This window comes from Actinomadura roseirufa (assembly GCF_900659635.1).
In the GTDB taxonomy this organism is placed as follows: domain Bacteria; phylum Actinomycetota; class Actinomycetes; order Streptosporangiales; family Streptosporangiaceae; genus Spirillospora; species Spirillospora roseirufa.
In genome coordinates, this window is record NZ_CAACVB010000119.1 from 1 (window position 1) to 24,428 (window position 24,428).

Annotated in this window: 24 protein-coding genes and 2 pseudogenes; 19 read left to right on the top strand and 7 right to left on the bottom strand. The window is 73.4% G+C overall.

The genetic code is table 11. The features are described from left to right. The 3 genes and pseudogenes from E1291_RS23630 to E1291_RS23640 all read left to right on the top strand — a co-directional run. A pseudogene (locus tag E1291_RS23630) lies at positions 1–321 on the top strand (DEDD exonuclease domain-containing protein); the annotation flags it as partial. 36 nt (positions 322–357) lie between these two features. Next, positions 358–1,107 carry a rhomboid family intramembrane serine protease gene (locus E1291_RS23635; RefSeq protein ID WP_131740168.1) on the top strand — a complete coding sequence of 250 codons (750 nt, stop codon included), beginning with the start codon at positions 358–360 and terminating at the stop codon, positions 1,105–1,107. 104 nt (positions 1,108–1,211) lie between these two features. Further along, positions 1,212–1,499 (top strand): Lrp/AsnC family transcriptional regulator, encoded by a 288-nt coding sequence (locus E1291_RS23640; RefSeq protein ID WP_131740169.1) that lies wholly within the window; start codon positions 1,212–1,214, stop codon positions 1,497–1,499. Positions 1,500–1,512: 13 nt separating this feature from the next. On the opposite strand, the gene E1291_RS23645 is transcribed toward E1291_RS23640, so the two are convergent. Beyond that, a complete protein-coding gene (locus E1291_RS23645) occupies positions 1,513–2,208 on the bottom strand; it encodes a cache domain-containing protein (RefSeq protein ID WP_131740170.1) in 696 nt (231 codons plus the stop codon). A gap of 14 nt (positions 2,209–2,222) precedes the next feature. After that, on the bottom strand, positions 2,223–2,936 hold the full coding sequence (locus E1291_RS23650) for a FadR/GntR family transcriptional regulator (protein WP_131740171.1): 714 nt from the start codon (positions 2,934–2,936) through the stop codon (positions 2,223–2,225). Between the two features lie 80 nt (positions 2,937–3,016). On the opposite strand from E1291_RS23650, the gene E1291_RS23655 reads away from it, so the two are divergent. The 4 genes from E1291_RS23655 to E1291_RS23670 are packed head-to-tail and all read left to right on the top strand — an operon-like array spanning position 3,017 to position 7,066. Continuing rightward, positions 3,017–4,105: an ABC transporter ATP-binding protein gene (locus E1291_RS23655; RefSeq protein ID WP_131740172.1), complete on the top strand. Its 1,089-nt coding sequence runs from the start codon at positions 3,017–3,019 to the stop codon at positions 4,103–4,105. 47 nt (positions 4,106–4,152) lie between these two features. Next, complete coding sequence (locus tag E1291_RS23660; RefSeq protein ID WP_131740173.1) at positions 4,153–5,364, top strand: ABC transporter substrate-binding protein; 1,212 nt, start codon at positions 4,153–4,155, stop codon at positions 5,362–5,364. Continuing rightward, positions 5,343–6,257, top strand: a complete 915-nt coding sequence (locus tag E1291_RS23665; RefSeq protein ID WP_242614331.1) for an ABC transporter permease — start codon at positions 5,343–5,345, stop codon at positions 6,255–6,257. The genes E1291_RS23660 and E1291_RS23665 overlap by 22 nt, the downstream gene beginning before the upstream one ends. Further along, positions 6,257–7,066 (top strand): ABC transporter permease, encoded by an 810-nt coding sequence (locus tag E1291_RS23670; protein WP_131740174.1) that lies wholly within the window; start codon positions 6,257–6,259, stop codon positions 7,064–7,066. The genes E1291_RS23665 and E1291_RS23670 overlap by 1 nt, the downstream gene beginning before the upstream one ends. Positions 7,067–7,084: 18 nt before the next feature. On the opposite strand, the gene trpD is transcribed toward E1291_RS23670, so the two are convergent. Both trpD and E1291_RS23680 read right to left on the bottom strand, forming a co-directional pair. After that, complete coding sequence (trpD, locus tag E1291_RS23675) at positions 7,085–8,134, bottom strand: anthranilate phosphoribosyltransferase (RefSeq protein ID WP_131740175.1); 1,050 nt, start codon at positions 8,132–8,134, stop codon at positions 7,085–7,087. Positions 8,135–8,229: 95 nt separating this feature from the next. After that, on the bottom strand, positions 8,230–8,664 hold the full coding sequence (locus tag E1291_RS23680; protein WP_131740176.1) for a type 2 periplasmic-binding domain-containing protein: 435 nt from the start codon (positions 8,662–8,664) through the stop codon (positions 8,230–8,232). 142 nt (positions 8,665–8,806) lie between these two features. Between E1291_RS23680 and ctaE the strand changes: the two genes are divergently transcribed. The 7 genes from ctaE (at position 8,807) to E1291_RS23715 (ending at position 17,284) form a co-directional block, all read left to right on the top strand. Next, complete coding sequence (ctaE, locus tag E1291_RS23685; protein ID WP_131740177.1) at positions 8,807–9,466, top strand: aa3-type cytochrome oxidase subunit III; 660 nt, start codon at positions 8,807–8,809, stop codon at positions 9,464–9,466. Between the two features lie 55 nt (positions 9,467–9,521). Next, positions 9,522–10,433: a cytochrome bc1 complex diheme cytochrome c subunit gene (gene qcrC / locus E1291_RS23690; RefSeq protein ID WP_131740178.1), complete on the top strand. Its 912-nt coding sequence runs from the start codon at positions 9,522–9,524 to the stop codon at positions 10,431–10,433. Continuing rightward, entirely contained in the window at positions 10,430–11,542 is a 1,113-nt protein-coding gene (gene qcrA, locus E1291_RS23695) for a cytochrome bc1 complex Rieske iron-sulfur subunit (protein WP_131740179.1), read from the top strand. Before qcrC ends, qcrA begins: the two co-directional genes overlap by 4 nt. Then, complete coding sequence (gene qcrB, locus E1291_RS23700; protein ID WP_131740180.1) at positions 11,539–13,161, top strand: cytochrome bc1 complex cytochrome b subunit; 1,623 nt, start codon at positions 11,539–11,541, stop codon at positions 13,159–13,161. The genes qcrA and qcrB overlap by 4 nt, the downstream gene beginning before the upstream one ends. A gap of 94 nt (positions 13,162–13,255) precedes the next feature. Then, positions 13,256–14,383, top strand: a complete 1,128-nt coding sequence (locus E1291_RS23705; RefSeq protein ID WP_131740181.1) for a glycosyltransferase family 4 protein — start codon at positions 13,256–13,258, stop codon at positions 14,381–14,383. An 81-nt stretch (positions 14,384–14,464) separates the two neighbouring features. After that, positions 14,465–15,274 carry a hypothetical protein gene (locus E1291_RS23710; RefSeq protein WP_131740182.1) on the top strand — a complete coding sequence of 270 codons (810 nt, stop codon included), beginning with the start codon at positions 14,465–14,467 and terminating at the stop codon, positions 15,272–15,274. A gap of 483 nt (positions 15,275–15,757) precedes the next feature. Further along, positions 15,758–17,284: a penicillin-binding transpeptidase domain-containing protein gene (locus E1291_RS23715; RefSeq protein ID WP_165495262.1), complete on the top strand. Its 1,527-nt coding sequence runs from the start codon at positions 15,758–15,760 to the stop codon at positions 17,282–17,284. Here the strand turns inward: E1291_RS23715 and E1291_RS23720 are convergent, their stop codons facing one another. After that, positions 17,285–18,451, bottom strand: coding sequence for an MFS transporter (locus E1291_RS23720; protein WP_165495263.1), 1,167 nt, complete (start codon positions 18,449–18,451; stop codon positions 17,285–17,287). It lies immediately after the preceding gene. A 73-nt stretch (positions 18,452–18,524) separates the two neighbouring features. Here E1291_RS23720 and E1291_RS23725 point away from each other — a divergent pair, with 73 nt between their 5' ends. Then, positions 18,525–19,112: a TetR/AcrR family transcriptional regulator gene (locus tag E1291_RS23725; RefSeq protein WP_131740185.1), complete on the top strand. Its 588-nt coding sequence runs from the start codon at positions 18,525–18,527 to the stop codon at positions 19,110–19,112. 833 nt (positions 19,113–19,945) lie between these two features. On the opposite strand, the pseudogene E1291_RS23730 reads toward E1291_RS23725, so the two are convergent. After that, positions 19,946–21,106 (bottom strand): annotated as a pseudogene (locus E1291_RS23730) (MFS transporter); the annotation flags it as partial. A gap of 191 nt (positions 21,107–21,297) precedes the next feature. Between E1291_RS23730 and E1291_RS23735 the strand changes: the two are divergent. Continuing rightward, positions 21,298–21,660 (top strand): VOC family protein, encoded by a 363-nt coding sequence (locus E1291_RS23735; RefSeq protein WP_131740186.1) that lies wholly within the window; start codon positions 21,298–21,300, stop codon positions 21,658–21,660. Between the two features lie 738 nt (positions 21,661–22,398). Here E1291_RS23735 and E1291_RS23740 read toward each other — a convergent pair. After that, positions 22,399–22,920, bottom strand: a complete 522-nt coding sequence (locus E1291_RS23740; RefSeq protein WP_131740187.1) for an SAV_6107 family HEPN domain-containing protein — start codon at positions 22,918–22,920, stop codon at positions 22,399–22,401. A gap of 327 nt (positions 22,921–23,247) precedes the next feature. On the opposite strand from E1291_RS23740, the gene E1291_RS23745 reads away from it, so the two are divergent. From E1291_RS23745 to E1291_RS23755, 3 genes are all read left to right on the top strand, one after another. After that, positions 23,248–23,715, top strand: a complete 468-nt coding sequence (locus E1291_RS23745; RefSeq protein ID WP_131740188.1) for a YbaK/EbsC family protein — start codon at positions 23,248–23,250, stop codon at positions 23,713–23,715. After that, the gene (locus tag E1291_RS23750) at positions 23,716–24,066 is read left to right on the top strand and encodes an arsenate reductase family protein (protein WP_131740189.1); all 351 of its coding nucleotides are present in this window, start codon (positions 23,716–23,718) and stop codon (positions 24,064–24,066) included. It abuts the gene before it with no gap. A 56-nt stretch (positions 24,067–24,122) separates the two neighbouring features. Beyond that, a partial coding sequence (locus E1291_RS23755; protein ID WP_207400899.1) for a hypothetical protein occupies positions 24,123–24,428 on the top strand: 306 nt, incomplete at its 3' end.

A 24,428-nucleotide genomic window follows, 5' to 3' on the forward strand; every position in this document is an offset into this window, starting at 1 on the left:
GCTGGAACGGTCCCGGCGCGGGCCGACCCGTGGCCGTACGTCCACGCCCTCACCGCGACCGCGGAGACGGTCTTCCCGCCCGCGGGCGGCGCGCCCGGCGGCGTCCCGCTGCGCGCCGGGGGAGGCCCCGCCGGCGGCGCCACGGCGGAGGAGATGGAGTGCGTGCTGCGCTGGCTCGACCTGCCCGGCGTCCGCCTCGTCGAGCTGGACGGGGCGTGGACGTGTCCCGCGCACGGCGCCGAGGGGCTGCGGCGGTGGATCGACAACGCCTACGCCAGCCCGGAACCGAACGTGCCCAGGCACGTGCGCCCACTAAGGTGACGGAGGAGTCCCGGCCCATGGAGATGACCTTTCCGCATGGCACTGCCCCTGTACGACAGCCAGCCCGCCCGGCGCGTCCCCTGGGTGACGTACCTGCTGGTGGCGGCCAACGTGGTGGTCTTCCTGCTCACCCCGATGTCGAACTTCGCGACCTGGTACGGCAAGGACCAGGTCCGCGAGTGCCGGGCGGAGCGGTTCACCTACGAGTACGGCGCCGTCCCCAAGGAGCTGACGACCGGTGAGCAGCAGCCGCTGCCCTCGGAGGTCGCGCACCGCTGCGGCCCGGCGGGCTTCCGCAAGGCGCCCTGGACGGCGGCGTTCACGTCGATGTTCCTGCATTCGGGGGCACTGCACCTGCTGGGCAACCTGGTGGCGCTGTTCGTGGTCGGGATGGGCCTGGAGGACCGGCTCGGCCGGCTGCGCTACCTGTTCGCCTACCTGCTCTTCGGGCTGGTGGCGGTGTACGGGTTCGCCTACACCTCCGCCGACTCGGGGGTGCCGCTGATCGGGGCGTCCGGGGCCATCGCCGGGGTGATGGGCGCCTACCTCATCCTGAACCCCCGCGGCCGGATCGTGAGCTGGGTGCCACCGGTGATCGTGGTCCGGCTGCCGGTGTGGGTGGTGCTCGGGTACTGGTTCGTCCTGCAATGGCTGTCGCTGGGGGACGAGGAGAGCAACGTCGCCTACACGGCGCACATCTACGGGTTCGTCGCCGGGGTGGTGTTCGCGCTCCTCGCGCGCCGCGCAGGTCCGGCGCGCAGGCTCGCCGCGCTCAGCCGCGGCTGACCCCCGACGCGCGACGGCCCGGCCCGGTTGACGCGCGGGGGCGGATGCGGCCGGTGCGGGCACGGTCGGTAGAGTCTGACCGTCCGGACTCAGGGGAGGGCACAGTGGTCACCGCGATCGTGTTCGTCAAGGCCGACGTCGCGCGCATCCACGAGGTGGCCGAGGCGATCGCCGCCCTGGACGGGGTCAGCGAGGTCTACTCCATCACCGGGGAGCACGACCTGGTGGCGATGGTCCGGGTGCGCCGGCACGAGGAGCTGAACGACGTCATCCCGGGCCGGCTCAACAAGGTTCCGGGCATCGTCGGCACCGAGACCCACATCGCCTTCCGGACCTACTCCCAGCACGACCTGGAGGCCGCGTTCGCGCTCGGCCTCCCGGACGCCGACTGACCCGGCGCGCCGGTCACCCCGCGGTGACCAGCGACAGCGACAGGTCGCCGCACGGCCGCGCGGCGAGCCCGGCACCGCCGCCGCGGTAGACCGTTCCCGGCGGCCAGCTCGCGGTGTTGGAGGCCATGACCCGGCCGGGGGCGTTGACGACGAACGCGGGCGCGGGGATCTCGCGCAGCGCCGGGACGACCTCGTTCTCGAAGGTGCGGGAGAACACGTCCGCCGCGGCCACCCCGGCGAACTCGCCGGCGACGCGCACGGGCATCGCCAGGGTCAGCACGTACTCGTCGCTGCAGAGGTAGTCGACGTAGGGGCCGCACACCGTCTTCTCGGCGCCGTCGCGCGGGCCGGCGAACCACTCCCAGCCGGTGTAGTCGTACAGGGCGCTGCTCTCGGGGTCGAGGTCGCGCAGCAGCCGGACGGGGTCGCCGGCCGGGCCGGTCTGCCACCACTCCATGTGCCATGCCGCGTCGGCCAGCAGGCCGGGCGCCGCGATGAACCCGAGCCCGGAGACCAGCGGGCCGAGGTGGTCGTGCAGCAGCGGGCGCAGCGCGGTGAGGTCGGCGCGGACCGGCGGGCGTCCCTGGGCGCGGGCGGCGCCGAGGTGGCGGGCGGACGCCTCGCGCACCCGGGCGACGGTCGCGAAGACGCCGTCCAGGGTCGCGCGGACGTGAGCGGCGGCACCGGCGGCCGGTGTCTCGCTGGACATGGGTCACCTCGGGGTCAGAGGGCGAGCCGTCGTTCAATGAGATGTTCTACCGCATGCGCGATGTGACTTTCGGCGACATCGCGGGCCCGGCCGTCCTCGCCGCCGGCGATCGCCTCGACGATGGCGGTGTGCTCGGTGCCGGCCCGGCCGCGGTGGGCGGGCAGGGCGTCCACGGCCCACAGCAGCGGCCCGATGTCGGCCTGGAGCCTGATCTCCTCCCGGGTGAGCCGGACCGACTGCGACGCCCCGGCGATCTCCAGGTGCAGGCGGCCGTCCAGCCGGGCCCGGCGCGCGTCCGGCGGCCCGGTCAGCTGCGCGAGCGAGCGCCGCAGCCGCGCCACGTCGCCGGGCAGCGAGCGCCGCGCGGCCAGCCGCGCGGCCGTCCCGGCGATGGCCGCGTAGTGGTCGCCGAGGTCGCGCAGCTCCTCGGCGGTGAACGGGCGCAGCCGCTCGTCGAGGTCGAAGGGCCGGGCGGGCGCGCGCACGAAGCTGCCGCCGCCCCGGCCGCGGCGCGTCTCGATGAGGCCCTGCTGGCGCAGCGCCATCAGGGCCTCGCGCAGGGTGACGGTCGAGACGCCGAGATGACCCGCGAGCTCGGTCTCGCTCGGCAGCTGCTCGCCGTCGGCGAGGAGCCCGAGCGCGATCGCGTCGCCGAGGCGGCGGACGACGGCGTGCACCCGCGCGGTATTGTCCACCGGCGCGAAGGCGACGAGGCGCGCGCTGTCCATGGTCCCCCCTCCTCGGCGTCGACCCAGTGATACCGGATCATCACTTGAAACAAAACCTATGACTCCATATGTTTTCGGTCATGCCTGATTCAGCGGTGCGGATCCGCGATCTGCGCAAGACCTTCGGCTCGGTCGAGGCGGTGGCCGGCGTCGACCTCGACATCGGCGACGGGGAGTTCTTCTCGATGCTCGGCCCGTCCGGGTCCGGGAAGACCACCGTGCTGCGAATGATCGCCGGGTTCGAGCGGCCGACGTCGGGGACGATCGAGCTCGGCGGCCGGGACGTGACGTCCCTCGCCCCGTTCGACCGGGACGTCAACACCGTGTTCCAGGACTACGCGCTCTTCCCGCACCTGGACGTGCTCCGCAACGTCGAGTACGGCCTCAAGGTGCGCGGGGTGCCGCGTGCGGAGCGTCGCGAGCGGGCCCGCGCCGCGCTGCGCAGCGTCCGGCTCGACGGCCTGGACGGGCGCCGCCCGGCGGAGCTGTCGGGCGGCCAGCGGCAGCGGGTGGCGCTGGCCCGCGCGCTGGTGAACGAACCGAAGGTCCTGCTGCTGGACGAGCCGCTCGGCGCGCTCGACCTGAAGCTCCGCGAGGAGATGCAGGTCGAGCTGAAGAGCATCCAGCGGCGGGCCGGCATCACGTTCGTGTTCGTCACCCACGACCAGGAGGAGGCGCTGACGCTCAGCGACCGGGTGGCGGTCCTCGACCGCGGGCGGATCGAGCAGGTCGGCACGCCCGCCGAGGTGTACGAGCGGCCCGCCACCGCGTTCGTGGCCGGGTTCGTCGGCACCTCGAACCGGATCGGGGCGGTCCGCGTCCGCCCGGAGAAGATCCATGTCGGCATCGAACCGGATGCCGGCTCCGGTGGCGAATCCGGCGGGCCCGCGGAGGACGGGCCTGGCCGGGACGGACGGGCGGAGGGCGGCGCCGGCACGGGGGACCGGCACGCCTTCGGAACGGTCGCCGAGGTCGTCTACGCGGGCCCGGCGACCCGCTTCGTGATCGACCTGGAGTCGGGGGACCGGGTCGTCGCGCTGCAGCAGAACCTCAGGACCTCCTCCATGGACGTGACGCGTCACCGCGGCGCGCGCGTCCGGATCGGCTGGCACGCCGAGCACGAGTTCAGCGTGCCGGAGACCGGTGCCGGGACGGCGCCCGCCTCCTGATCCGGCACCACCCGCTTCCCCCATACCCCCCAACTAAGGAGTTCCCCATGTGGTCCACGCGCATGGCGCTCGCCACCACGGCGGCGCTGGCGATCGGACTGGCCGCCGGCTGCGGCGGCGACGGCGATTCGGCGGACAAGGCGAAGGGAGCCGGGCAGGGCGGCTTCAGCGTCCCGAAGATCCCGGTGCGGCAGTCGCTGGGCGCCGGTGAGGGACAGGTCAACCTGGTCGCCTGGGCCGGGTACGCCGAGGACGGCTCGAACGACAAGACGGTCGACTGGGTCCACCCGTTCGAGAAGCAGACCGGCTGCAAGGTCAACACCAAGGTCGCCGGTACGTCCGACGAGATGCTGACGCTGATGAAGACCGGCGAGTACGACGCCGTCTCGGCCTCGGGCGACGCCTCGCTCCGGCTGATCGCCTCCGGGACGGTCGCGCCGGTCAACACCTCCCTCGTGCCGAACTACGCCGACATCTTCCCGGGGTTGAAGCTCAAGCCGTGGAACTCGGTGAACGGCGTCGCCTACGGCATCCCGCACGGCCGCGGCGCCAACCTGCTCATGTGGCGCACCGACAAGGTCACGACCGCGCCCGACTCCTGGGGCGCGGTGTTCGACGCGAACTCGCCGTACAAGGGCAAGATCACCGCCTACGACTCGCCGATCTACATCGCCGACGCGGCGCTGTACCTGAAGACGGCGCGTCCCGAGCTCGGCATCAAGGACCCGTACGCGCTCGACCAGAAGCAGTTCGACGCGGCCGTGGCGCTCCTGAAGACCCAGCAGGGCCTCGTGGGCGAGTACTGGTCGGAGTACACCAAGGAGGTCCAGGCGTTCAAGAGCGGCAACTCCGTCCTCGGCACGACCTGGCAGGTCATCGCGAACCTGTCCAAGGCCGAGAAGGCGCCGGTGGAGGTCACGCTGCCGAAGGAGGGCTCGACCGGCTGGTCGGACACCTGGATGGTCGCGGCCAAGGCCAAGCACCCCGACTGCGCCTACAAGTGGATGGACTGGATCGTCTCCCCGAAGGCGAACGCGCAGGTCGCCGAGTACTTCGGTGAGGCGCCCGCGAACGCCAAGGCGTGCGGGATGACCGCCGACAAGAAGTTCTGCGAGACCTTCCACGCCACCGACGAGACCTACTTCTCGAAGGTGCACTTCTGGACGACGCCCATCGCCCAGTGCCTGGACGGGCGCACGGACGTCAAGTGCGTCGACTACTCCAAGTGGACCCAGGCGTGGACGACGATCAAGGGATGACCGCCGTGGCGGGCCGCCCGGCGCCGGGGCTCCGGCGCCGGGCGGCCGCCCTGCTGCACCGCCGGCCCCTGCTGCGGCTGTCGCTGCTGCTGTCGGCCCCGCTGGCCTGGCTGGTGGTGGCCTACCTCGGCGCTCTCGGGGCGATCTTCCTGACCGCGTTCTGGACGACCGACACCTTCACCGGCGAGATCGTCCGGGAGTTCACCGCCGTCAACTTCCAGACGCTGTGGGACGAGCCGGTCTACCGGACGATCGCGCTGCGCAGCCTCGGCGTCGCCGTGGCCGTCACGGCGATCGACATGGCCATCGGCCTCCCGATGGCCTTCTACATGGCCAAGGTCGCCCGGCCGCGGCACCGCCCGATGCTGGTGAGCGCGATCCTGGCCCCGCTGTGGGCGGCCTACCTGGTCAAGGCGTACGCGTGGCGCGTGATGCTGGCCGAGGGCGGGCCGGTCGACCAGGCCCTGGAGCCGTTCGGGCTGTCCGGCCCCGGCTACGGGCTCACGGCCACCGTGCTCGTCCTGTCCTACCTGTGGCTGCCCTACATGATCCTTCCCGTCTACGCGGGGCTGGAGCGGCTGCCGGGGGCGCTGCTGGACGCCTCGGGCGACCTCGGGGCGCGGCCGCTGCGCACGTTCCGGACCGTCGTCCTGCCGCTGGTGTACCCCTCGCTGGTCGCGGGCTCGATCTTCACGTTCTCGCTGTCGCTCGGCGACTACATCACCGTGAAGATCGTCGGCGGTCGCAGCCAGCTGATCGGCAACGTCGTCTACGACAACGTCGGCGCCGCCAACAACCTGCCGTTCGCCGCCGCCGTCGCGACCGTGCCGGTGGTGGTGATGCTCGGCTACCTCGCCGCCGCGCGCCGCACCGGCGCCCTCAGGGAGCTGTGATGACCCTCTCGCCCGCGGCGCGGATCGCGCTGCGCGCCGTCATGGCCCTCGGCCTCGCGGTGATCTACGTGCCGCTGCTGGTGGTGCTGGTGAACTCGGTGAACGCCGACCGGGCGTTCGGCTGGCCGCCGTCCGGCGTCACCGGCCGCTGGTGGAGCCGGGCGCTGGACAACGAGGGCGCCCGCACGGCCGTGCTCTCCAGCCTCAAGGCCGGGCTCGGGGCCACCGCCATCGCGCTGCTGCTCGGCACGATGGCGGCGTTCGCGGTGGCCCGGTACCGCTTCTTCGGGCGGGAGGCGGTGTCGCTGGCCGTGGTGCTGCCCATCGCGCTGCCCGGCATCGTGACCGGCATCGCGCTGAGCAACGCCTTCCAGGTCGTCCTGAAGCCGCTCGGGATCGGCCTCGGCCTGTTCACCGTCATCGTCGGGCACGCGACGTTCTGCGTCGTCACGATCTTCAACAACGTGCTCGCCCGGCTGCGCCGGACGGGCACCAGGCTGGAGGAGGCGTCGGCCGACCTCGGCGCGGACCCGTTCCGGACGTTCTGGCACGTGACCCTGCCCGGCCTGCGCTCGGCGCTGCTCGCGGGCGGGCTGCTGTCGTTCGCGCTGTCCTTCGACGAGATCATCGTGACCACGTTCACGGCCGGGCCGGGCGCCCGGACGCTGCCGATCTGGATCTTCGACAACCTGTTCAGGCCGAACCAGGCGCCGGTCGTCAACGTCGTCGCCGCCGCGCTGATCGTCCTGTCGGTGGTGCCGGTGTACCTGGCCCAGCGGCTGTCGTCCGGGGGCCGCTCCATGCTCTGAGCGGCCCCCTGGACGGGGTCAGGGGCGCAGCCGCCGGGAGACCTCCACCCAGCGGCCGAGGAGCGCGTCCGCGCCGCCGGAGTCGATCGCCTCGGCGGCGCGGGCGTAGGCCGCGCGGAGGGTCTCGGTGAGACGGTCGGCCGGCGGGGCGCCCTCGTGGGCCGCGACGAGCGCGGCGGCGTTCAGCAGCACCATGTCGCGGACGGGCCCGGTCCGCCCGGCGAACACCTCGCGGGCCACCCGCCCGTTGAAGGCCGCGTCCGCGCCGCGCAGGTCGTCCGGCAGCGCGGGCGGGATGCCGAGGTCGGACGGGTCGAAGGTCGTCTCGGTCGAGGTGCCGTCGCGGACCACCCAGACCGTGGAGGTGCCCGTCGTGGTCAGCTCGTCCAGCCCGTCGTCGCCGCGGAACACCAGCGACGAGCAGCCCCGCGCGGCGAACACGCCCGCGATGACGCCCGCCATCCGGGGATGGAAGACCCCGACCGCCTGCGCGCCCGGACGCGCCGGGTTGGTGAGCGGGCCGAGGAAGTTGAACACCGTCGGGACGCCGAGCTCGCCGCGCACCTTGGACGCGTGCCGCAGCGCCGGGTGGAACAGCGGCGCGAAGCAGAAGGTGATGCCGATCTCCTCGGCGACCCGCGCCGTGGCCTCCGGGGGCAGGTCGATGGCGACCCCGAGGTGCTCCAGCAGGTCAGCGGCGCCGCAGGAGGACGACGCGGCCCGGTTGCCGTGCTTGACGACCTTGACGCCCGCCGCGGCGGCGACCACCGCGGCCATCGTGGAGATGTTGACCGTGTGGGCGCGGTCGCCGCCCGTCCCGACGAGGTCGGCGATGGGGCCCTCGACCGAGATCGGCGTGGCGTTGTCCATCATGCCCTCGGCCAGGCCCAGGACCTCCGAGACCGTCTCGCCCTTGGCGCGCAGGGCGACGGCGAAGCCGGCGATCTGCACGTCGGTGGCCTCGCCGGCCATGATGCGGTTCATGGCCCAGGCGGTCTCCTCGCTCGTGAGCGGGTCGCCGTCGATCAGGGCGTTCAGCAGTGCGGGCCAGGTCGTGCGCGCGTCCATGTCTCCCCCAGGGTGAGGTCGGTCCCCCGGGGACGCGCGGGGACGGCTCCGGCCGGGGCTCCGGGCCGGCCGCCCCGCCGCCCCGGCGAGCGGTCTTACAGGGCCGGCAGGCGGTTCTCCAGGCGGCGGCGCAACAGCCCCGCCAGGGCCTGGGCGACGGCCATCGGGTCGAGCGGCAGGCTCACCACGGCGTCGGCGCGCGACCAGGTCGCCAGCCAGCCGTCGTCGCGGCGGGCGATCACGGCCAGGACCGGCGGGCAGTCGTAGACCTCGTCCTTGGCCTGCCGGCACACGCCGAGCCCGCCGGCGGGCTGCGCCTCCGCGTCCACGATGACGGCGTCGACGCCGCCCTGGTCGAGCCGCTCCACCACGGCGGGCTGCGTCGCCAGCTCGATGAACTCCACCTGCGGGAGGTCGGCCGCGGGGCGGCGCCCGATCGCCATCCGGATCTGGGCGCGGGTGTTCGCGTCGTCGCTGTAGACGAGAACCTTCACGGGGCTCTCCGGGGCGCTGCTCGGGGCGGTGCTCATGGCAGGGAAGGGTACCCGCTCGGCCACGCGCGCACGAGGTCCCCCCGTCCCGGCGCCGGGACGGGCGCGGGACGTGCCCGGGGACACGCTCGGGAACTCTAGAAGGGGGGTCATGCGTCAGTCACCGGATAGGGACGCAATAATGCTGCCCGTGGCAACAGCATCCGCGATAGAGACAACACCTCACGCTCGGGCGAATCGTCCCAATCTGGTCAGCGTGGGGACGATCGTTTGGCTGTCGTCCGAGCTGATGTTCTTCGCGGCGCTGTTCGCGATGTTCTTCACGATCCGCTCCGTGACGATCGGCCAGCAGGGGCACGGCGCTTGGCCGGGAGCCGAGCTGGACCTGCCGCTGTCGGCAGTCAACACCACCGTCCTCGTGCTGTCCTCGGTGACCTGCCAGATGGGCGTGTTCAGGGCCGAGGCGGGCCAGGTCGGCCGGGCCGGCGGGCTGCTCGACTTCCGCCGCTGGGGACTGCGCGAGTGGTACGTGCTGTCGTTCCTCATGGGCGCCTACTTCGTGGCCGGTCAGGCCTTCGAGTACTACAACCTGGTCACGAAGGACGGCCTCACCCTCTCGTCCTCGGCCTACGGCTCGGTCTTCTACCTGACCACCGGCTTCCACGGGCTGCACGTCACCGGCGGCCTCATCGCGTTCCTGTTCGTCCTCGGGCGCACCTACGCGGCGAAGAGGTGGACGCACGAGCAGGCGACCAGCGCGATCGTGGTGTCGTACTACTGGCACTTCGTCGACGTGGTGTGGATCGGCCTGTTCGCGACCATCTACCTCCTCGACATGTGACCTGACCAGTGACCTGCCCGACCTACCAGACGACATGACCCGAACGGGGATTTCCGTGAAAAGGTTCACCGCATGGCGACGGCGCCCCTGGGCGGGCTACGCCGTCGTGCTGGCGGCCCTGGCGGCGATCGGCGTCATCTACGCCGGATTCTCGCCGCAGACTGACCGCGCCGAGGCGGAGAACACGGCCCAGGCCGCGCAGGACCTGGCGAACGGCAAGCAGCTGTTCAACAAGAACTGCGCGAGCTGCCACGGGCTGAACGCCGAGGGCACCAAGGACGCCAAGGGCAAGCCGATCGCTCCCAGCCTCATCGGGGTGGGCGCCGCATCCGTCGACTTCCAGGTCAGCACGGGCCGCATGCCCGCGATGAACCCGGGCGCGCAGATGCCCCGCAAGGAGCCGATCCCCGAGTTCAACACCTCGATCAAGACCGACTACTCCGAGCCGGAGAAGCGGGAAGAGGCGGAGAAGCAGAAGGCTCTGGCGGAGAAGAACCTGGCCGACCTGCGGGCCTACATCGCCTCGCTGGCCATCGGCCCGGCCGTCCCGCCCGCGTCCGCGGTGGACCCGACCAAGGGCGACGTCGCGCTCGGCGGGAAGCTGTTCCGCACCAACTGCGCCCAGTGCCACAACTTCACCGGTCAGGGCGGCGCGCTGACCGGCGGCAAGTACGCTCCGCCGCTGAGCGGCAGCGACGTCACGCCCACCCAGATCTACGAGGCCATGCTGACCGGCCCGCAGGCGATGCCGGTGTTCAACGACACCACCCTCACGCCGAAGGACAAGCAGGCGATCATCTCCTACCTCGTCCAGACCCGCGAGGAGCCGAACCCGGGCGGTAACGGCCTCGGCCGCATCGGCCCGGTGTCGGAGGGCCTGGCCGGCTGGCTGATCGGGATCGGCCTGCTGGTCCTGGCGGCCATGTGGATCACCGCGAAGAAGCCGAAGAAGCTGAAGAAGTCATGAGCGACGACACCAAGGACACCGGGGGCCCCGAGCCCCGCGAGGACGGCGGCCCGCAGGGACGCGTGATCGGCACGCCCTCGCCGGCGCGGGACAAGGCGCTGCTCGCCGCGGGCCCGATCTCGGCGCCGGCGGGCGCCGGCGAGGAACTGGACGAGGCCGCCGCCAAGCGCGCCGAGCGGATCGTCGCGGCGTTCTTCCTGCTGGCCTTCGCCGGCAGCGTGGCGTTCATCGCCTACTACATCGGCTGGAGCGGCCGCCACGGCGGCATGCACGGCGTCGACCGGGCCCGGGAGTCCAACTTCTGGCTCGGCGGCATGATGGCGCTGTCGTTCCTCGCGCTGGCGATCGGCGTCACCATCTGGGTGCGCCGGCTCATGACCAGCAAGCCGATCATCCAGGAGCGGCACGAGCTGGCCGCCGACGAGGAGACCCGCGCGGCCTTCGCCGAGGACTTCCTCCAGGGCGCCGCCGACAGCGGCATCACCAAGCGGCCGCTGCTGCGCCGCACGCTGCTGCTGGCCGCCGCGCCGCTCGGCCTGGCGCCGCTGGTGCTGCTGCGCGACCTCGGCCCGCTGCCGGAGAAGCGGCTCCGTCACACCTTCTGGGGCGAGGCGGTCAAGAAGGCGCAGGCCGAGGGCAAGAAGGGCGTCCGCCTGGTGGTGGACGGCACCAACCGGCCCCTCAGGGTCAGCGACTTCTCCTCGCCCGGCTCGATGATCACCGTGCTGCCGGAGGGCATCGAGGAGGACGTCCCCGAGACCGAGGTGCTGACGCAGACCGCCAAGGCCGTCACCATCCTGATCAACGTTCCCGCGGACCAGTTCAAGCCGGCCAAGGGCCGGGAGAACTGGCACGTCAACGGGATCGTGGCCTACTCCAAGATCTGCACGCACGTCGGCTGCCCCGCGGCCCTGTACGAGCAGACCACGCACCACATCCTGTGCCCGTGCCACCAGTCGACGTTCGACGCGACCGACGCGGCGAAGGTCGTGTTCGGCCCGGCCGCCCGTCCGCTGCCCCAGCTCCCGCTGGCGGAGGAGAACGGGTACCTGGTCGCGACCAGCGACTACCATGAGCCGATCGGCCCGAGCTTCTGGGAGCGCGGATGAGCGAGGCGACAGCTCCGAAGGCGATCGAGGGCACGCTCGGCTTCATCGACGAGCGTCTCGGTTCCACCACCTTCTTCAAGCGGAACGTCAAGAAGGTCTTCCCGGACCACTGGTCGTTCATGCTGGGCGAGATCGCCCTGTACTCCTTCATCATCCTGCTGCTGACCGGGACGTTCCTGACGCTCTGGTTCAAGCCCAGCATGACGGAGGTCGTGTACGACGGCTCGTACACGAAGCTGAACGGCGTGAAGATGTCGGAGGCCTACGCCTCCACGCTGGACATCAGCTTCGACGTGCGCGGCGGCCTGCTGATGCGGCAGATCCACCACTGGGCCGCGGTCCTGTTCATGGCGTCGATCATGGCGCACATGCTGCGGGTGTTCTTCACCGGCGCCTACCGCAAGCCGCGCGAGCTGAACTGGCTCATCGGCCTCGGCATGTTCACGCTCGGCATGCTGGAGGGCCTGTTCGGGTACTCGCTGCCCGACGACCTGCTGTCCGGCACCGGCCTGCGGATCACCCAGGGCGTCACCGAGGCGATCCCGCTCGTCGGAACCTACATCTACATGTTCCTGTTCGGCGGGGAGTTCCCCGGCGACGACATCGTGCCCCGGCTGTTCACGCTGCACATCCTGCTGATCCCGGGCGTCATCCTCGGCATGGTCACCGCGCACATGATGATCATGTGGCACCAGAAGCACACCGCGATGCCGGTCAAGAACCAGACCGAGCAGCAGGTGTACGGCTACCCGTTCTACCCGGTCTTCATGGCCAAGACGGGCGCCTACTTCCTGTTCACCTTCGGGGTGCTCGCGCTGATGGGGGCCTTCGTCCAGATCAACCCGATCTGGCTGTTCGGCCCGTACGACCCGGGCGCGATCTCCGCGGGCTCCCAGCCCGACTGGTACATGGGCGTCATGGAGGGCGCGCTGCGCATCATGCCGAACTGGGAGATCAGCGCCTGGGGCCACACGCTCAGCCTGAACGTGCTGATCCCGGCGACGGTTCCGCTCGGCATCATCTTCGGCGGCGCCGGGGCCTGGCCGTTCATCGAGGCGTGGGTGACCGGCGACAAGCGTCAGCACCACGTGAACACGCGCCCGCGCAACGCCCCGGTCCGCACGGCGACGGGCATGGCCGCGGTGGCCTTCTACGGGCTGCTGTGGGTCGCCGGCGCGAACGACGTCATCGCCGACAAGTTCCACGTCTCGATGTTCGCGCTGACGTGGTTCTTCCGGGTCACGGTCTTCGTCGGGCCGTTCCTGGCCTTCGTCATCACCAAGCGGATCTGCCTGGGCCTCCAGCGCAAGGACGCGAACGTGATCGGGCACGGCGTGGAGAGCGGCATCATCGTGATGTCGCCGGACGGCAAGTACTCCGAGCGGCACGAGCCGGCCCGTGAGCAGGAGCGGGCGGTCATCCTCTCCAAGGAGAACACCCGCCCGGAGGCCCCGGCGCGCGACGCCAACGGCATCCCCGCCCCCGACACCAAGGGCCCGCTCGGCCACCTGCGCGCGCGTCTCAACCGCGCGTGGACCTTCGACGACATCCCCGTCGAAGAGCACGAGGAGCACGGCGAGGTCGAGAGCGGCAAGGAGCCCAAGCAGCTCAGCCACTGATCACACCAGCAGGAGAGGGCCCGTCACCACCAGGTGGCGGGCCCTCGCTGGGTATGTCGGAAGGGAGAGTCGGGGGCCGCACCCCTGGAGATCCATGAGCAGAACCCTTGTCGTGACGAACGACTTCCCGCCGCGTCCGGGCGGGATCCAGGCGTTCGTGCACGGTCTGGCGTCGCGGCGTCCGGCCGGTTCGGTGGTGGTGTACGCGCCGGCGTGGGAGGGGGCGGCGGCGTTCGACGCGCGGCAGCCGTTCCCGGTCGTCCGGCATCCGGGTTCGCTGATGCTGCCCGAGCCGGGGGTGCTGCGCCGGGCGGGGGAGGTGCTGCGGGCGGAGGGGTGCGATTCGGTGGTGTTCGGGGCGGCGGCGCCGCTCGGGCTGCTGGCGCCGGCGCTGCGGCGGCGGGGCGCGGAGCGGCTGGTGGGGATCACGCATGGGCACGAGGCGGGGTGGGCGGCGCTGCCGGTGGCGCGGACGCTGCTCGGCCGGATCGGTGAGGGCGTCGACGTGCTGACGTATCTGGGGGAGTACACGCGGTCGCGGATGGCGCGGGCGCTGTCCCCGGAGGCGGCGGCGCGGATGGCGCGGCTCGCGCCCGGCGTCGATGAGCGGGTGTTCCGTCCGGGGTGCGGCGGCGGGGAGATCCGCGAGCGGCACGGCCTGGTGGACCGGCCGGTCGTGGTGTGCGTGTCGCGGCTGGTGCTGCGCAAGGGGCAGGACGCGCTGGTCCACGCGTGGCCGCGGGTCCTGAGGTCGGTCCCGGACGCGGCCCTGCTGCTGGTGGGGGGCGGCCCGTACCGTGCGGAGCTGGAGCGGCTCGTGGTGTCGGCGGGCGTGGAGGGTTCGGTGGTGTTCACCGGGAGCGTCCCGTGGGAGGAACTGCCGGCGCACTATGACGCGGGGGACGTGTTCGCGATGCCGTGCCGGACGCGGCGGCGCGGGCTGGACGTGGAGGGCCTGGGGATCGTCTACCTGGAGGCGTCGGCGGTGGGGCTGCCGGTGGTGGCGGGCGACTCCGGTGGCGCGCCGGACGCCGTGGTGGACGGCGAGACGGGGGTGGTGGTGCCGGGACGGTCCGTCGCGCGGGTCGCGGCGGAGGTCACGGGGCTGCTGGCCGATCCGGCGCGGGCGCGGCCGATGGGCGGGCGGGGGCGGCGGTGGGTCGAGCGGGAGTGGCGCTGGGAGGTGCAGGCGGCCCGTTTCGGGAGCCTGCTCGCCGCCTGATATGTGGCGGTACCGCCATTTTGGGAATCCTCAGGTCATGGTGCGTATCGCCGCCGCGTCCAAGGGTGACAGGATGCCGATATGGAGAACGCGGACATCGAGGACGCATGGGCCGTCGCTCCGGCGGAAGCCGCCCGCTGGTTGCACGAGCTCGATCCCGACCACTGCTACTCCGGGTTCGAACCGCCGCGCAGCCCCGATTCGGTCTGGCTCCTGCACGCCATGTACGCGTGGGAGGAGGGCCTGGTCACCACGACGCACGACGACGTCCACCAGTCGGTCGTGGCGGCGGGGCTCGCCGAGCCGGCCGATCCCGCGGCCGAGGTGCCCGGAGACGTCGGCGACCTGCTGGAGGGCGCGATCGTCACCGGCACCGAGCTCGGACGCAGCGGTCACCCCGGCCGCGGCTGGCGCCGGCTGCGCTGGCGGGAGCTCGCCCGCGGGTTCGGCGAGCCGGTCGTCCCGGAGGGGGAACTGCCGGGGAACCGCTGCCTGCGCCAGGGGCATCCGGCGGGGAGCTGGTCGGCCGCCATCCAGCCGCCCGCCGAGGGGTGCCTGGACCGCGAGAGCTGGCACCGGCTGATGCGGGTGCTGCTGCGCTACAGCCCCGCGGGCGCCGACACCCGCTGCCTGGCCTACTACTGCCCGCTCGTCACGGCGGACTGGGACACCGAGACCGTCCTCGCCGGGCGGCTCGGCGACGCCGCCGCGCTCTACGACCATCCGGCGATGTCGAGCTGCCCGTCCGACCTGTGGCCGGTGGACCGCTCGTGGGTGGTCTACTGCGACTGGGACCTGTGGGGGACGAAGGTCGTCGGCCCCACCGCGCTGATCGAGGCGCTGCTGGAGGATCCGGAACTGGAGGGCATCCGCCTGTCCTGGACCCGCTAGGCGGCGCGGAAGGCGCAGCGTCCGCGCGGGCGTGAGGGCCGCGGGCCGCCGCACCGGCGTGCGGCGGCCCGTCGACCGGGGGCCGCGCCCCGCTTCCGGAGACCGGTGCCACGCGGTCGCCCCTGCTGAGACGGGGTCGATCGAACATCGCGTGGACGGGAGCGCGGGGGGCGGCCCCGGCACGGCTCCCGGCCGGTGGGAGGCCGGGAGGCGGCGACCCGGCAGCGTGGGGTGGGCCGTCCCGGCGCGAGGGTCGTCATCGCGGGGCACCTCCTGCCGTCCGTGCGGTCGCCGACGTCCACGACGCTAGGCCCGTGATCGCCGCGAGTCACGTCCGTTAACCCGGGCTTAAGGAGTGGATCAGGCGACGCTAAGTCACGGCGCCCTCTCCGCCTGAAGATCCGCCGACTGGAGGATGGGCAGGGGCGTCCGGGCGGTGACATGATCAAGGCTCCGGTCGGGGGGAGGCTGGAGGGGCGAAGCATGCGTGCACGGGGTGTGACGGTGCTGGCGATGCTGGTGGCGGTGGTCTTGACGGCCGGCGTGGCGGCCGCGCGGCTGGTGCCCGGACGGGACGAGGGGAGTCCCGAGAAGACGGCCGACGACTATTTCGCGGCGTGGAGCCGCGGCGCGCTGGAGCGGATGCGGCGGCTCGTCGCCGATCCGCCGGACGACTTCGCCGAGCAGCACCGGGCGCTGTCGCGGGGGCTGTCGGTCGACTCGATCTCGCTGGAGCCGCGGCCGGCCGTCCGGTCGGGGCCGGACGCGGCGCAGGCCGAGTTCACGGTGACCCGGTCGCTGGCCGGGCGCGGCGACTGGTCGTTCCGGGCCGTGCTGCGGCTGGCCCGGGTGCACCGGCGGTGGCGGGTGCTGTGGTCGCCCGCGACCCTGTACCCCGGGCTGAAGGGGAAGGGGACGTGGACGCTGCGGGAGGTGCAGGTCCCCGCGGTCGCGCTGACCGACCGTAAGGGCCGTGCCCTCTCCGCCGACGGCTCGTTGCAGCCCTACCTCGCCGGGCTGACCGACCGCATGGAGGGCACGGACGAGTCGGGATGGGCCGTTGAGATGCGGGACGGCACCGGCCCGGCGCAGCGGCTGCGGCTCCTCGGGGTGAAGGGGACGACGAAGGTCCGCACGACCCTGGACGCGGGCGTCCAGGAGGCGGCCGAGCGCGCCGCCGCCTCCCGGCCCGCCGCGATCGTGGCGCTGCGGCCCTCCACCGGCGAGATCCTCGCGGTCGCCGACGGGCTGGGCGGGCTCGGCGCGTTCGGCGGGCACTACCCGCCCGGGTCGACGTTCAAGGTGGTGACGGCGGCGGCGCTGCTGGACGGCGGGATGGACGCGGGGTCGGAGGCGGACTGCCCGGCGGTCGTCACCACCGCGCAGCGGACGATCCACAACGACGCCGGCCACGCGTTCGGCCGGACGTCGCTGCGGGAGGCGTTCGCGCAGTCGTGCAACACCACGTTCGCGCGGCTGGCGGTGGAGGAGCTCGGCGCGCGGCGGCTGGCGGAGGCGGCGCGCGCGTTCGGGTTCGGCGTGCCGCTGACGCCCGGTCTGTCGGTGGGGGACGGGAGCTTCCCCGATCCGGGGAGCGGCGCCGAGCTGGCCGAGGCGGCGATCGGGCAGGGCCGGGTCGAGGCGACGCCGCTGCTGATGGCCTCCGTCGCCGCGGCGGTGGCGGACGGGACGTGGCGCCCGCCGCGGCTGCTGTCGCCGGAGCTGGTCCGGGCGGGCGGCCAGCGGCTCGCCGAGCCGCACGCGGTGCCGGGCGCCGCGGCGCTGCGGGAGATGATGCGGGCGGTGGTCACCGGCGGGACGGCGGCGGAGGCGGGGCTGCCCGCGGGGGTGGCGGGCAAGACCGGCACGGCCGAGTTCGGGGAGGGGTCGCACGCCTGGTTCATCGGCTACCGGGACGACCTGGCGTTCTGCGTGTTCGTCCAGGGCGGCGGCTCGGGCCCGAAGGTCGCCGCCCCGCTGGCCGCGCGGTTCCTCCGCGCGCTCGGCTGATCAGCGGGCGGCGGCGGCGAGCAGCGCGCCGCCGCCCAGCAGCGCCGCGAGGACGAGGGCCAGCGGCGCCAGCGAACTCCCCGACAGGGCGCCGGCCAGCTGCGGGCCGAGGCTGGCGCCCGCGAACAGCAGCGCGCTGAACAGCGACACCGCCGGGGCGCGGGCGGCGCCGGCGCGCGTGCCGATCGTGTCGATCAGGCCGGGCGCGGCGACGCACGTCCCGGCGGTGACCGCCATCAGCAGCAGCGCGAGCCCGAGCGTGCCCGGGTGCAGCAGGCCGATGAGCGCGGTGCCCGCCGCCGACAGCGCGAGCGCCAGGCCCACGCGGGCGGGCCCCGGGATCCGGGCCAGCCGGGCGGTGGCGAACGGCACCGCGAGGATCACCGGCAGCGCGCTCGCCCGCAGCCCGAGCAGCCCGCTCGTCCCGGTGAGCTGCAGCCCCGTATAGAGCGCGACGAAGGAGCCGAGGACGGTGGGCACCGCGAGGAACAGCCGGCGCAGGCCGGGCGCGCCGAGGAGCGGGATCATCGCGCGGTAGGCGGCCCACGGCGACGTTCCGCCGGACGGGCCGTCGGGGAGCAGGGCCCACCGGAGCAGGAGGGCGGCCGCCGCGAACGCCGCGCCGCCGGCCAGGAAGAAGGACCGCCAGCCGAGGACGGCGGCGAGGCCCTGCGCGGCGAGCTGGCCGAGGACGGCCGACGACAGGAACCCGGTGGTCATCGCGGTGACGGCGACGAGGCGCCGGCGCGGTTCGACGCGTTCGGCGATGTAGGCCATCGCCGCCGGCGGGAACGCGCCGATCGTCAGGCCCTGCAGGACGCGCAGCGCGAGCGCGGCGCCGGGCGCGGGCGCCGTCGCGACCAGCGCGGTGGTGACGGCGGTGGCGGCGACGCCGGCGAGCATGACGCGCCGGCGGCCGAGCCGGTCCGAGAGCGGGCCGAAGATCAGGAACCCGGCCGCGTAGCCGAACCCGTACACGCTGACCAGCCAGGTGAGCGAGGCGGGGGCGACGTGCCAGCCGGCCGCGACGCGGCCGAGCAGCGGGATCATGCCGTAGAGCTGGCCGGTGGCCAGGAGCGCGACGGTGGCGAGTGCCGCGACCGTCCTGCCGAAGGGGGCGTGCTCGGGGGGCGCGGGGGCCCGCAGGGGGACGCTGGAGGTCGTCATGCCGGGGACGGTAGCCAACCAACTGGTTGGATGGCAACCAACTGGTTGGTTCAGGTCGGCTAGGATGCCGGTCATGCCACCCACCGCCGCCACCACCAAACAGGCCCTGCTGGACGCCGCCCGCGGGGAGTTCGCCGAACACGGCATCGCCGGCGCCCGGGTCGACCGCATCGCGGCGCGCGCGGGCGTCAACAAGGAGCGCATCTACGGCTACTTCGGCAACAAGGAGAAGCTGTTCGACGCCGTGATGAAGTCCGCGCTGGACGAGCTCGCCGAGGTCGCGTCGCTGCCGGGCAACGACCCCGTCGAGTACGTCGGCAAGGTGTTCGACCACTACGTCCGGCACCCCGACCTGCTCCGGCTGCTGATGTGGGAGGCGCTGCACCGGCGGCCCGCGAACCTGCCCGAGCAGCAGTGGCGGGTCGACCGCTGCCGGGCCAAGGTGGCCTCCCTCGCCGAGCACCTCGACCGGGAGCCGTCCGCCGAGGTCGGCCGCACGGTCGTCTCCCTCATCGGCCTGGCCATGATGCCGATGGCCATGCCGCAGCTCGCCGAGCTCGTCGGCGTGCGGATGGACTCGCCCGAATCCACCGCCCGGATGCGTGAACATGTCACGGCCTTCGCCCGTACTGCTCTGGAAAGCGGTACATCTGGCACCTGACGGCGTCCCGGGGCGTATGCTCCCGGGTTGATCGAACGGGTTCGCCAGAACCCGCGGGTGAGCGGCGGGAGCGGAGCGGGCTCCCGGCGCCGCGATCCCGATGTCTCAGCGGAACCGCCGCCGGGCACGCGCCCGGACGGCACGGTCGAGCGTTCACCGAGCCTCCGCCTTCTCCACAGGAGAGGGCATGGCGCGACGCGACACCCGGCATGCGTCCCGGAGCTACCCGCATCCTTCACGGCGGGCTGACACGCCCGCGCGTCCCCAGGCGGCCCCCGGGCGGGGACGCCGGTCCGAGGAACTCCAGTGGCCCGAAGGGTCCTGGTGGTCCGAGCAACCCGGCTGGACCGAGCCAACGCACCGGTCGAACCGGCGCCGCGGCACGTCCGGACGCCACGAGAACGGGCGCGGCGACCCCGCACGCGCCGCACGAACCCGCCCCGAACCCACCCCACCCGCACCCGACGACTTCTGGCGCCCCCACCGCGACACCACCCACCGGCGCGACACCACCCACCCGCGCGATGACACACGGCGGGGTGGCGGTGTCCGGCGCGGGCGCGGGCGGAGGCGCGGTGCTCGGCGGGGGCGGCGCGATCGGCTGAGTCTCGGAGCGGTCGTCCTGTCGTGCCTGGTGGGGCTGTCGCTCCTCGGCGTCGTGGAGCGTGCCCTGCTGGACGGCGGGCCGCCCGGCGGGGCGGGCGGCGCGGGGCGAGCAGCGCCAGCGGCAGCACCGCCGCCATCACGGCGGCGCTGATCGCGAACCCGGTGGAGAAGCCCCGCTCGCCCGGCAGCCCCGCCACGACGACCGCGCTGACCTGCGTCCCGAGTGACGCCCCCACCGTCCGGACGAGGGTGTTCACGCCCGTGGCCACGCCCGTCTCGCCCGGCGGCACGGCGGCCACGACGAGGTTCGCGACGGCCGCGTAGGCGAGCCCGAGCCCGATCCCCCGCGCGAGACCGCCCGCGTACAGCTGCCACATGGCCGCGTGCCGCAGCGCGACGAACGCGTACCCGCCGCCGGTCAGCACGGCCCCGGCGAGCAGCACGGCCCGCGACCCGACCCACCTGTCGAGCAGGCCGGCCGACAGGCCCGCGGCGGTCATCCCGGCGCTCGCGGGCATCTGCAGCAGCGCCGCCTGGGTGGCCGTCCCGCCGAAGCCGTAGCCGGTGCCCGCCGGGAGCTGGACGAGCAGCGGGAACAGCAGCCCGCCCGCCATCAGCGCGTACCCCGACAGCAGCGAGGCCGCGTTGGCGGTCCACACGCCCCGCGACCGCATCAGCCGCAGGTCGACGAGCGGCTCGGCGACCCGTCCCTCCACGCGCGCCCAGACGACGGCCGTCACCGCCGACAGCGCCAGCAGGCCGAGGACGCCGGGCGACGTCCAGCCCCAGTCCATCCCCTGGGTCACCGCGGTCAGCGCGGCCACCAGCCAGCCCGCGAACAGGGCGGCGCCCCACCAGTCCACCCGGGCGGCGCCCCGCGGCGCCGAGGACGGCACGACCCACCAGGCCAGCACCAGGCCGGGCACCAGCCCGGCGACCGGAACCCACAGCAGCCACCGCCAGCCCAGCAGGTCGATGACCGGTCCGGCCAGGCACCACGACACGGCGCCGCCGAGGCCCAGCATCGACGACATCAGCCCGACGGCGGGCGCCCGGCGCGCGGGCGGCACGACGTCCCGGATGAGGGTGTAGGCCAGCGGGAAGACGCCGCCGCCGACGCCGCCGAGCACCCGCCCGGCGAGCAGCACCGGCAGCGTCCCCGCACAGGCCGCCACGACCGTCCCCACGGCCGCCACGGTGAGCACCGCCAGCAGGACCCGCCGCGGGCCGTACAGGTCCCCCAGCCGCCCGACCACGGGGGTCGCCACCGCCGCGGAGAGGGTCATGGCCGTGAGCGCCCACGCGGCCCCGGCGGGCGAGGTGCGCAGCCCGTGCTGGAGCTGGGGCAGCGCGGGCGTCACGACCGCCATGGACAGCGAGTAGCCCATCACCCCGAGGAACGCCAGCAGCGGCACCAGGCCCCGTCCACCGCGCGCCGACACCGCCGCCCCCTTTGTTCGCCAACCTAACGATCTCACGCGGATCCGCCCCGGACGGGTCCGCGAGGACGGGAGCGATGAGTTTCACACCGTCCCCCGGTCGGTACGCGTAGAGAGGAACCGACCCGAGGGGAAGAACAGTGCTCACCGACTCCAAGGCCTTCAGCGGGTTCTCAGTGGACGACATCCCGGCGGCCAAGCGCTTCTACGGCGAGGTCCTGGGGCTCGACGTCTCCGAGGACAACGGCATGCTCACCCTGCACATCACGGGCGACAGGCCGACTCTGGTCTACCCGAAGCCGAACCACGAACCGGCCACGTTCACGATCCTGAACTTCCCCGTCGCCGACATCGAGGAGGCGGTCGCCGGGCTCGCCGCCCGGGGCGTCGCCTTCGAGCACTACGACGGCGTGGACGACAAGGGGATCTTCCGCAAGGGCGGCCCGCTCATCGCCTGGTTCAAGGACCCGGCGGGCAACGTCCTGTCCGTCCTCCAAACCTGACCCCCGCCCCCGCCCAGCACGCGCCCCGGCAAACGGGACGACCCCGCAGAGGCCGACACACCACGACGAACGAGAGACCGCGCCGCTGAAGAGACTCGGCCGACTGCCGGCGCCGACACTGGAGGCCACCAGCCCCCACACACCCCCAGGCGTCAAACACCCCCAGGGGACCGCCCCCCAACTCCCAGCCGCCACGCCAACGCACGCGATGAGAGATCGCGCCGACGGAGACCCCTTGGGGAGTCGGCCCCACCGACGCGACCGTCACGGGAACCCGCCACAACGCACCCCACACCCCCGGGGTTCAGGCGCCTCCCAGGGGGCCGCCTCACGACCCCCAACCGCCACGCGGGCGATGAAAGACCGCGCCCACGGAACCCCCTCGGGGAGTCAGCCCCCACCAACGCGACCGTCACACAACCCCACCACAACACGCCTCACACGCCCCCAGGCGTCAAGCACCCCCAGGGGCCGCCTCTCACTCCCAGCCGCCACGCCGGCGCGAGCGAGGAGAGATCGCGCCGATGGGGACCCCTTGGGGAGTCGGCCCCCGTCGGCGCGACCGTCATGGGAGCCCGCCGGAACACGCCTCGCACACCGGAGGCGAGAGGCGTGCCCTAGGTGCCTGCCTCGCACCAGCCCTGAGCCGTCGCGCGAGCGCGCTGGCGGGGCGATGCCCGGGGGGGGCGAGGCCCGCCGGGAGGATCGTGAAGCGATTCGCGCTCGCGCAAAGGCCGGTCAGGCAGGCGAGCTTTTAGGCGAGCTTTCCTGGGACGGGCTTTCGAACAAACATGGCTGGCCGGTGATGCCGAGGGTGTCCTCCACGAGGGAGACGAAGACGCCGGCGTCGTGCATGAGCTCCTCGGCCTCGCGCGGCGTGACCGCCCGGGGCAGGCCCGCCTCGGCGGCGGCGCGCTTGTCGGCGCCGGCGGCGAAGAACGCGGCCCACTCGCGCAGGGCGGGCTCGGCCTCGGGCAGCAGGACCCAGACGCTGCGGGGCCGGCCGCGGCGGTGGGTCTCCAGCGGCTCCCTGGAGGCCAGCACCGCGGCGGCGGCGCGCAGCGCGGCCAGGTGCGCGCAGACGTAGCGGACGGCGGGTGTGGTGGCCTCGGCCGCGTCGGCGAGGCCCATGCGGGCGGCGTGCAGCTGGCCGGTCGCCGTGTGCGCCGGACGGGGCGCGGGCAACGGGCGGTGGCGCGGGCTCGGGGGCATGGGCTGGGCGGCGGAGTGGACGCCGCGGGCGGTGATCGCTGCGGACATGACTGCCTCCTTCCGGGGCTCGGGCCGGCCGGGCGGAGAGCTTCCCCTCACTCCGCCCGGCCGTCCGTCCCGCCACGGCATCGCGCTGCCGCCGCGGGGACGTCGCCCTGGCACGGGCCGCGAGTCCCGCACCACGTCGAACATAAGTTCGACGCATTCACAGTAAACAGGGCCGGCGAGGATTCGTCAACGTGTTCGAACGAGTGGCGCATCTCGCAGGTCAGAGGGGTTGCGGACGGCCGTTTCGGACGTTCCGCGCGGCCTCCGGGCACCACCCCGGCGTCCTTGCCCCGTCCCTCGGCGGGCCTTCGACCGTAAGGTGCTCCCATGCATCCGAATGCCGAACACGTCGCCGAGATCCTGCGGGAGCAGGGCGCGACCGGAACGATCCAGGAGCTGCCCGACTCGGCGCGGACCGCGCAGGCCGCGGCGGACCAGCTGGGCTGCGAGGTCGGGGCGATCGCCAACAGCCTGGTGTTCGACGCCGACGGGGCGCCCCTGCTGGTGCTGACGAGCGGCGCGCATCGGGTCGACACCGCGCGGGTCGCCGCCCTCGTCGGGGCGGCGGCGGTGCGGCGGGCGACGCCGGAGTTCGTCCGGGCGGCGACCGGGCAGCCCATCGGCGGCGTCGCGCCGCTGGGCCATCCCGCGCCGCTCCGTACCCTCGTGGACGTCTGGCTGGGCAAGTACGACGAGGTGTGGGCCGCGGGCGGGCACCCCCACACCGTGTTCCCCACGACCTACGAGGAACTGCTGCGCATCACCGGGGGCACCCCGGCGGAGGTTGGAGAGTAAGTGGAGATCTGGCATAACCCTCGCTGCTCGAAGAGCCGCGCCGCGAAGGCCGCGCTGGACGAGGCGGGCGTGAAGTACACCGAGCGCCGGTACCTGGACGAGCCGCCGACGGCGGAGGAGCTGGAGGCGGTGCTCACCCGCATCGGGGCCGAGCCGTGGGAGGTGGCGCGGCTGAACGAGCCGGTCGCCCGGGAGCTCGGCCTGCGCGATCTCGAGCACGACCGCGCGCGGTGGATCGAGATCATGGTGGCGAACCCGGTGCTGATCCAGCGGCCGATCGTGGTGACCGGCGAGGGCGCCGTGGTGGCACGTGATAACGAATCGGTACGCAGGGCTCTCGACAGCCGCTGACGCTGATGTGATGGTGGGGAGCTGAGCCACGACGAGCCGTGACCTCCGGAGGGGCGATGACCGCGCAGATGCGCACCGGCCCGGCCGCGCGCGACCCCGGCTTCCGGGGAATCGACCCGCCCGCGCTCAACCAGGTGATCAAGCAGCTCCAGGACGCGCAGCGCGCGATCACGGCCTGGCTGGACGGGCACCGCCCGCCGCCGGGCGTGCCCGCGGGCGGGTACCGGCAGGCCGACCAGGTCGCGCAGTGGGCGGCCGACCAGCTCGGAATGCTGACGCGGCGCTACAACTTCGCGATCACCCACCCGGACGGCGGCGGTGGCGTGCAGGCGACGCCCGCGCCCGCGCCGGGCGGCGCACCC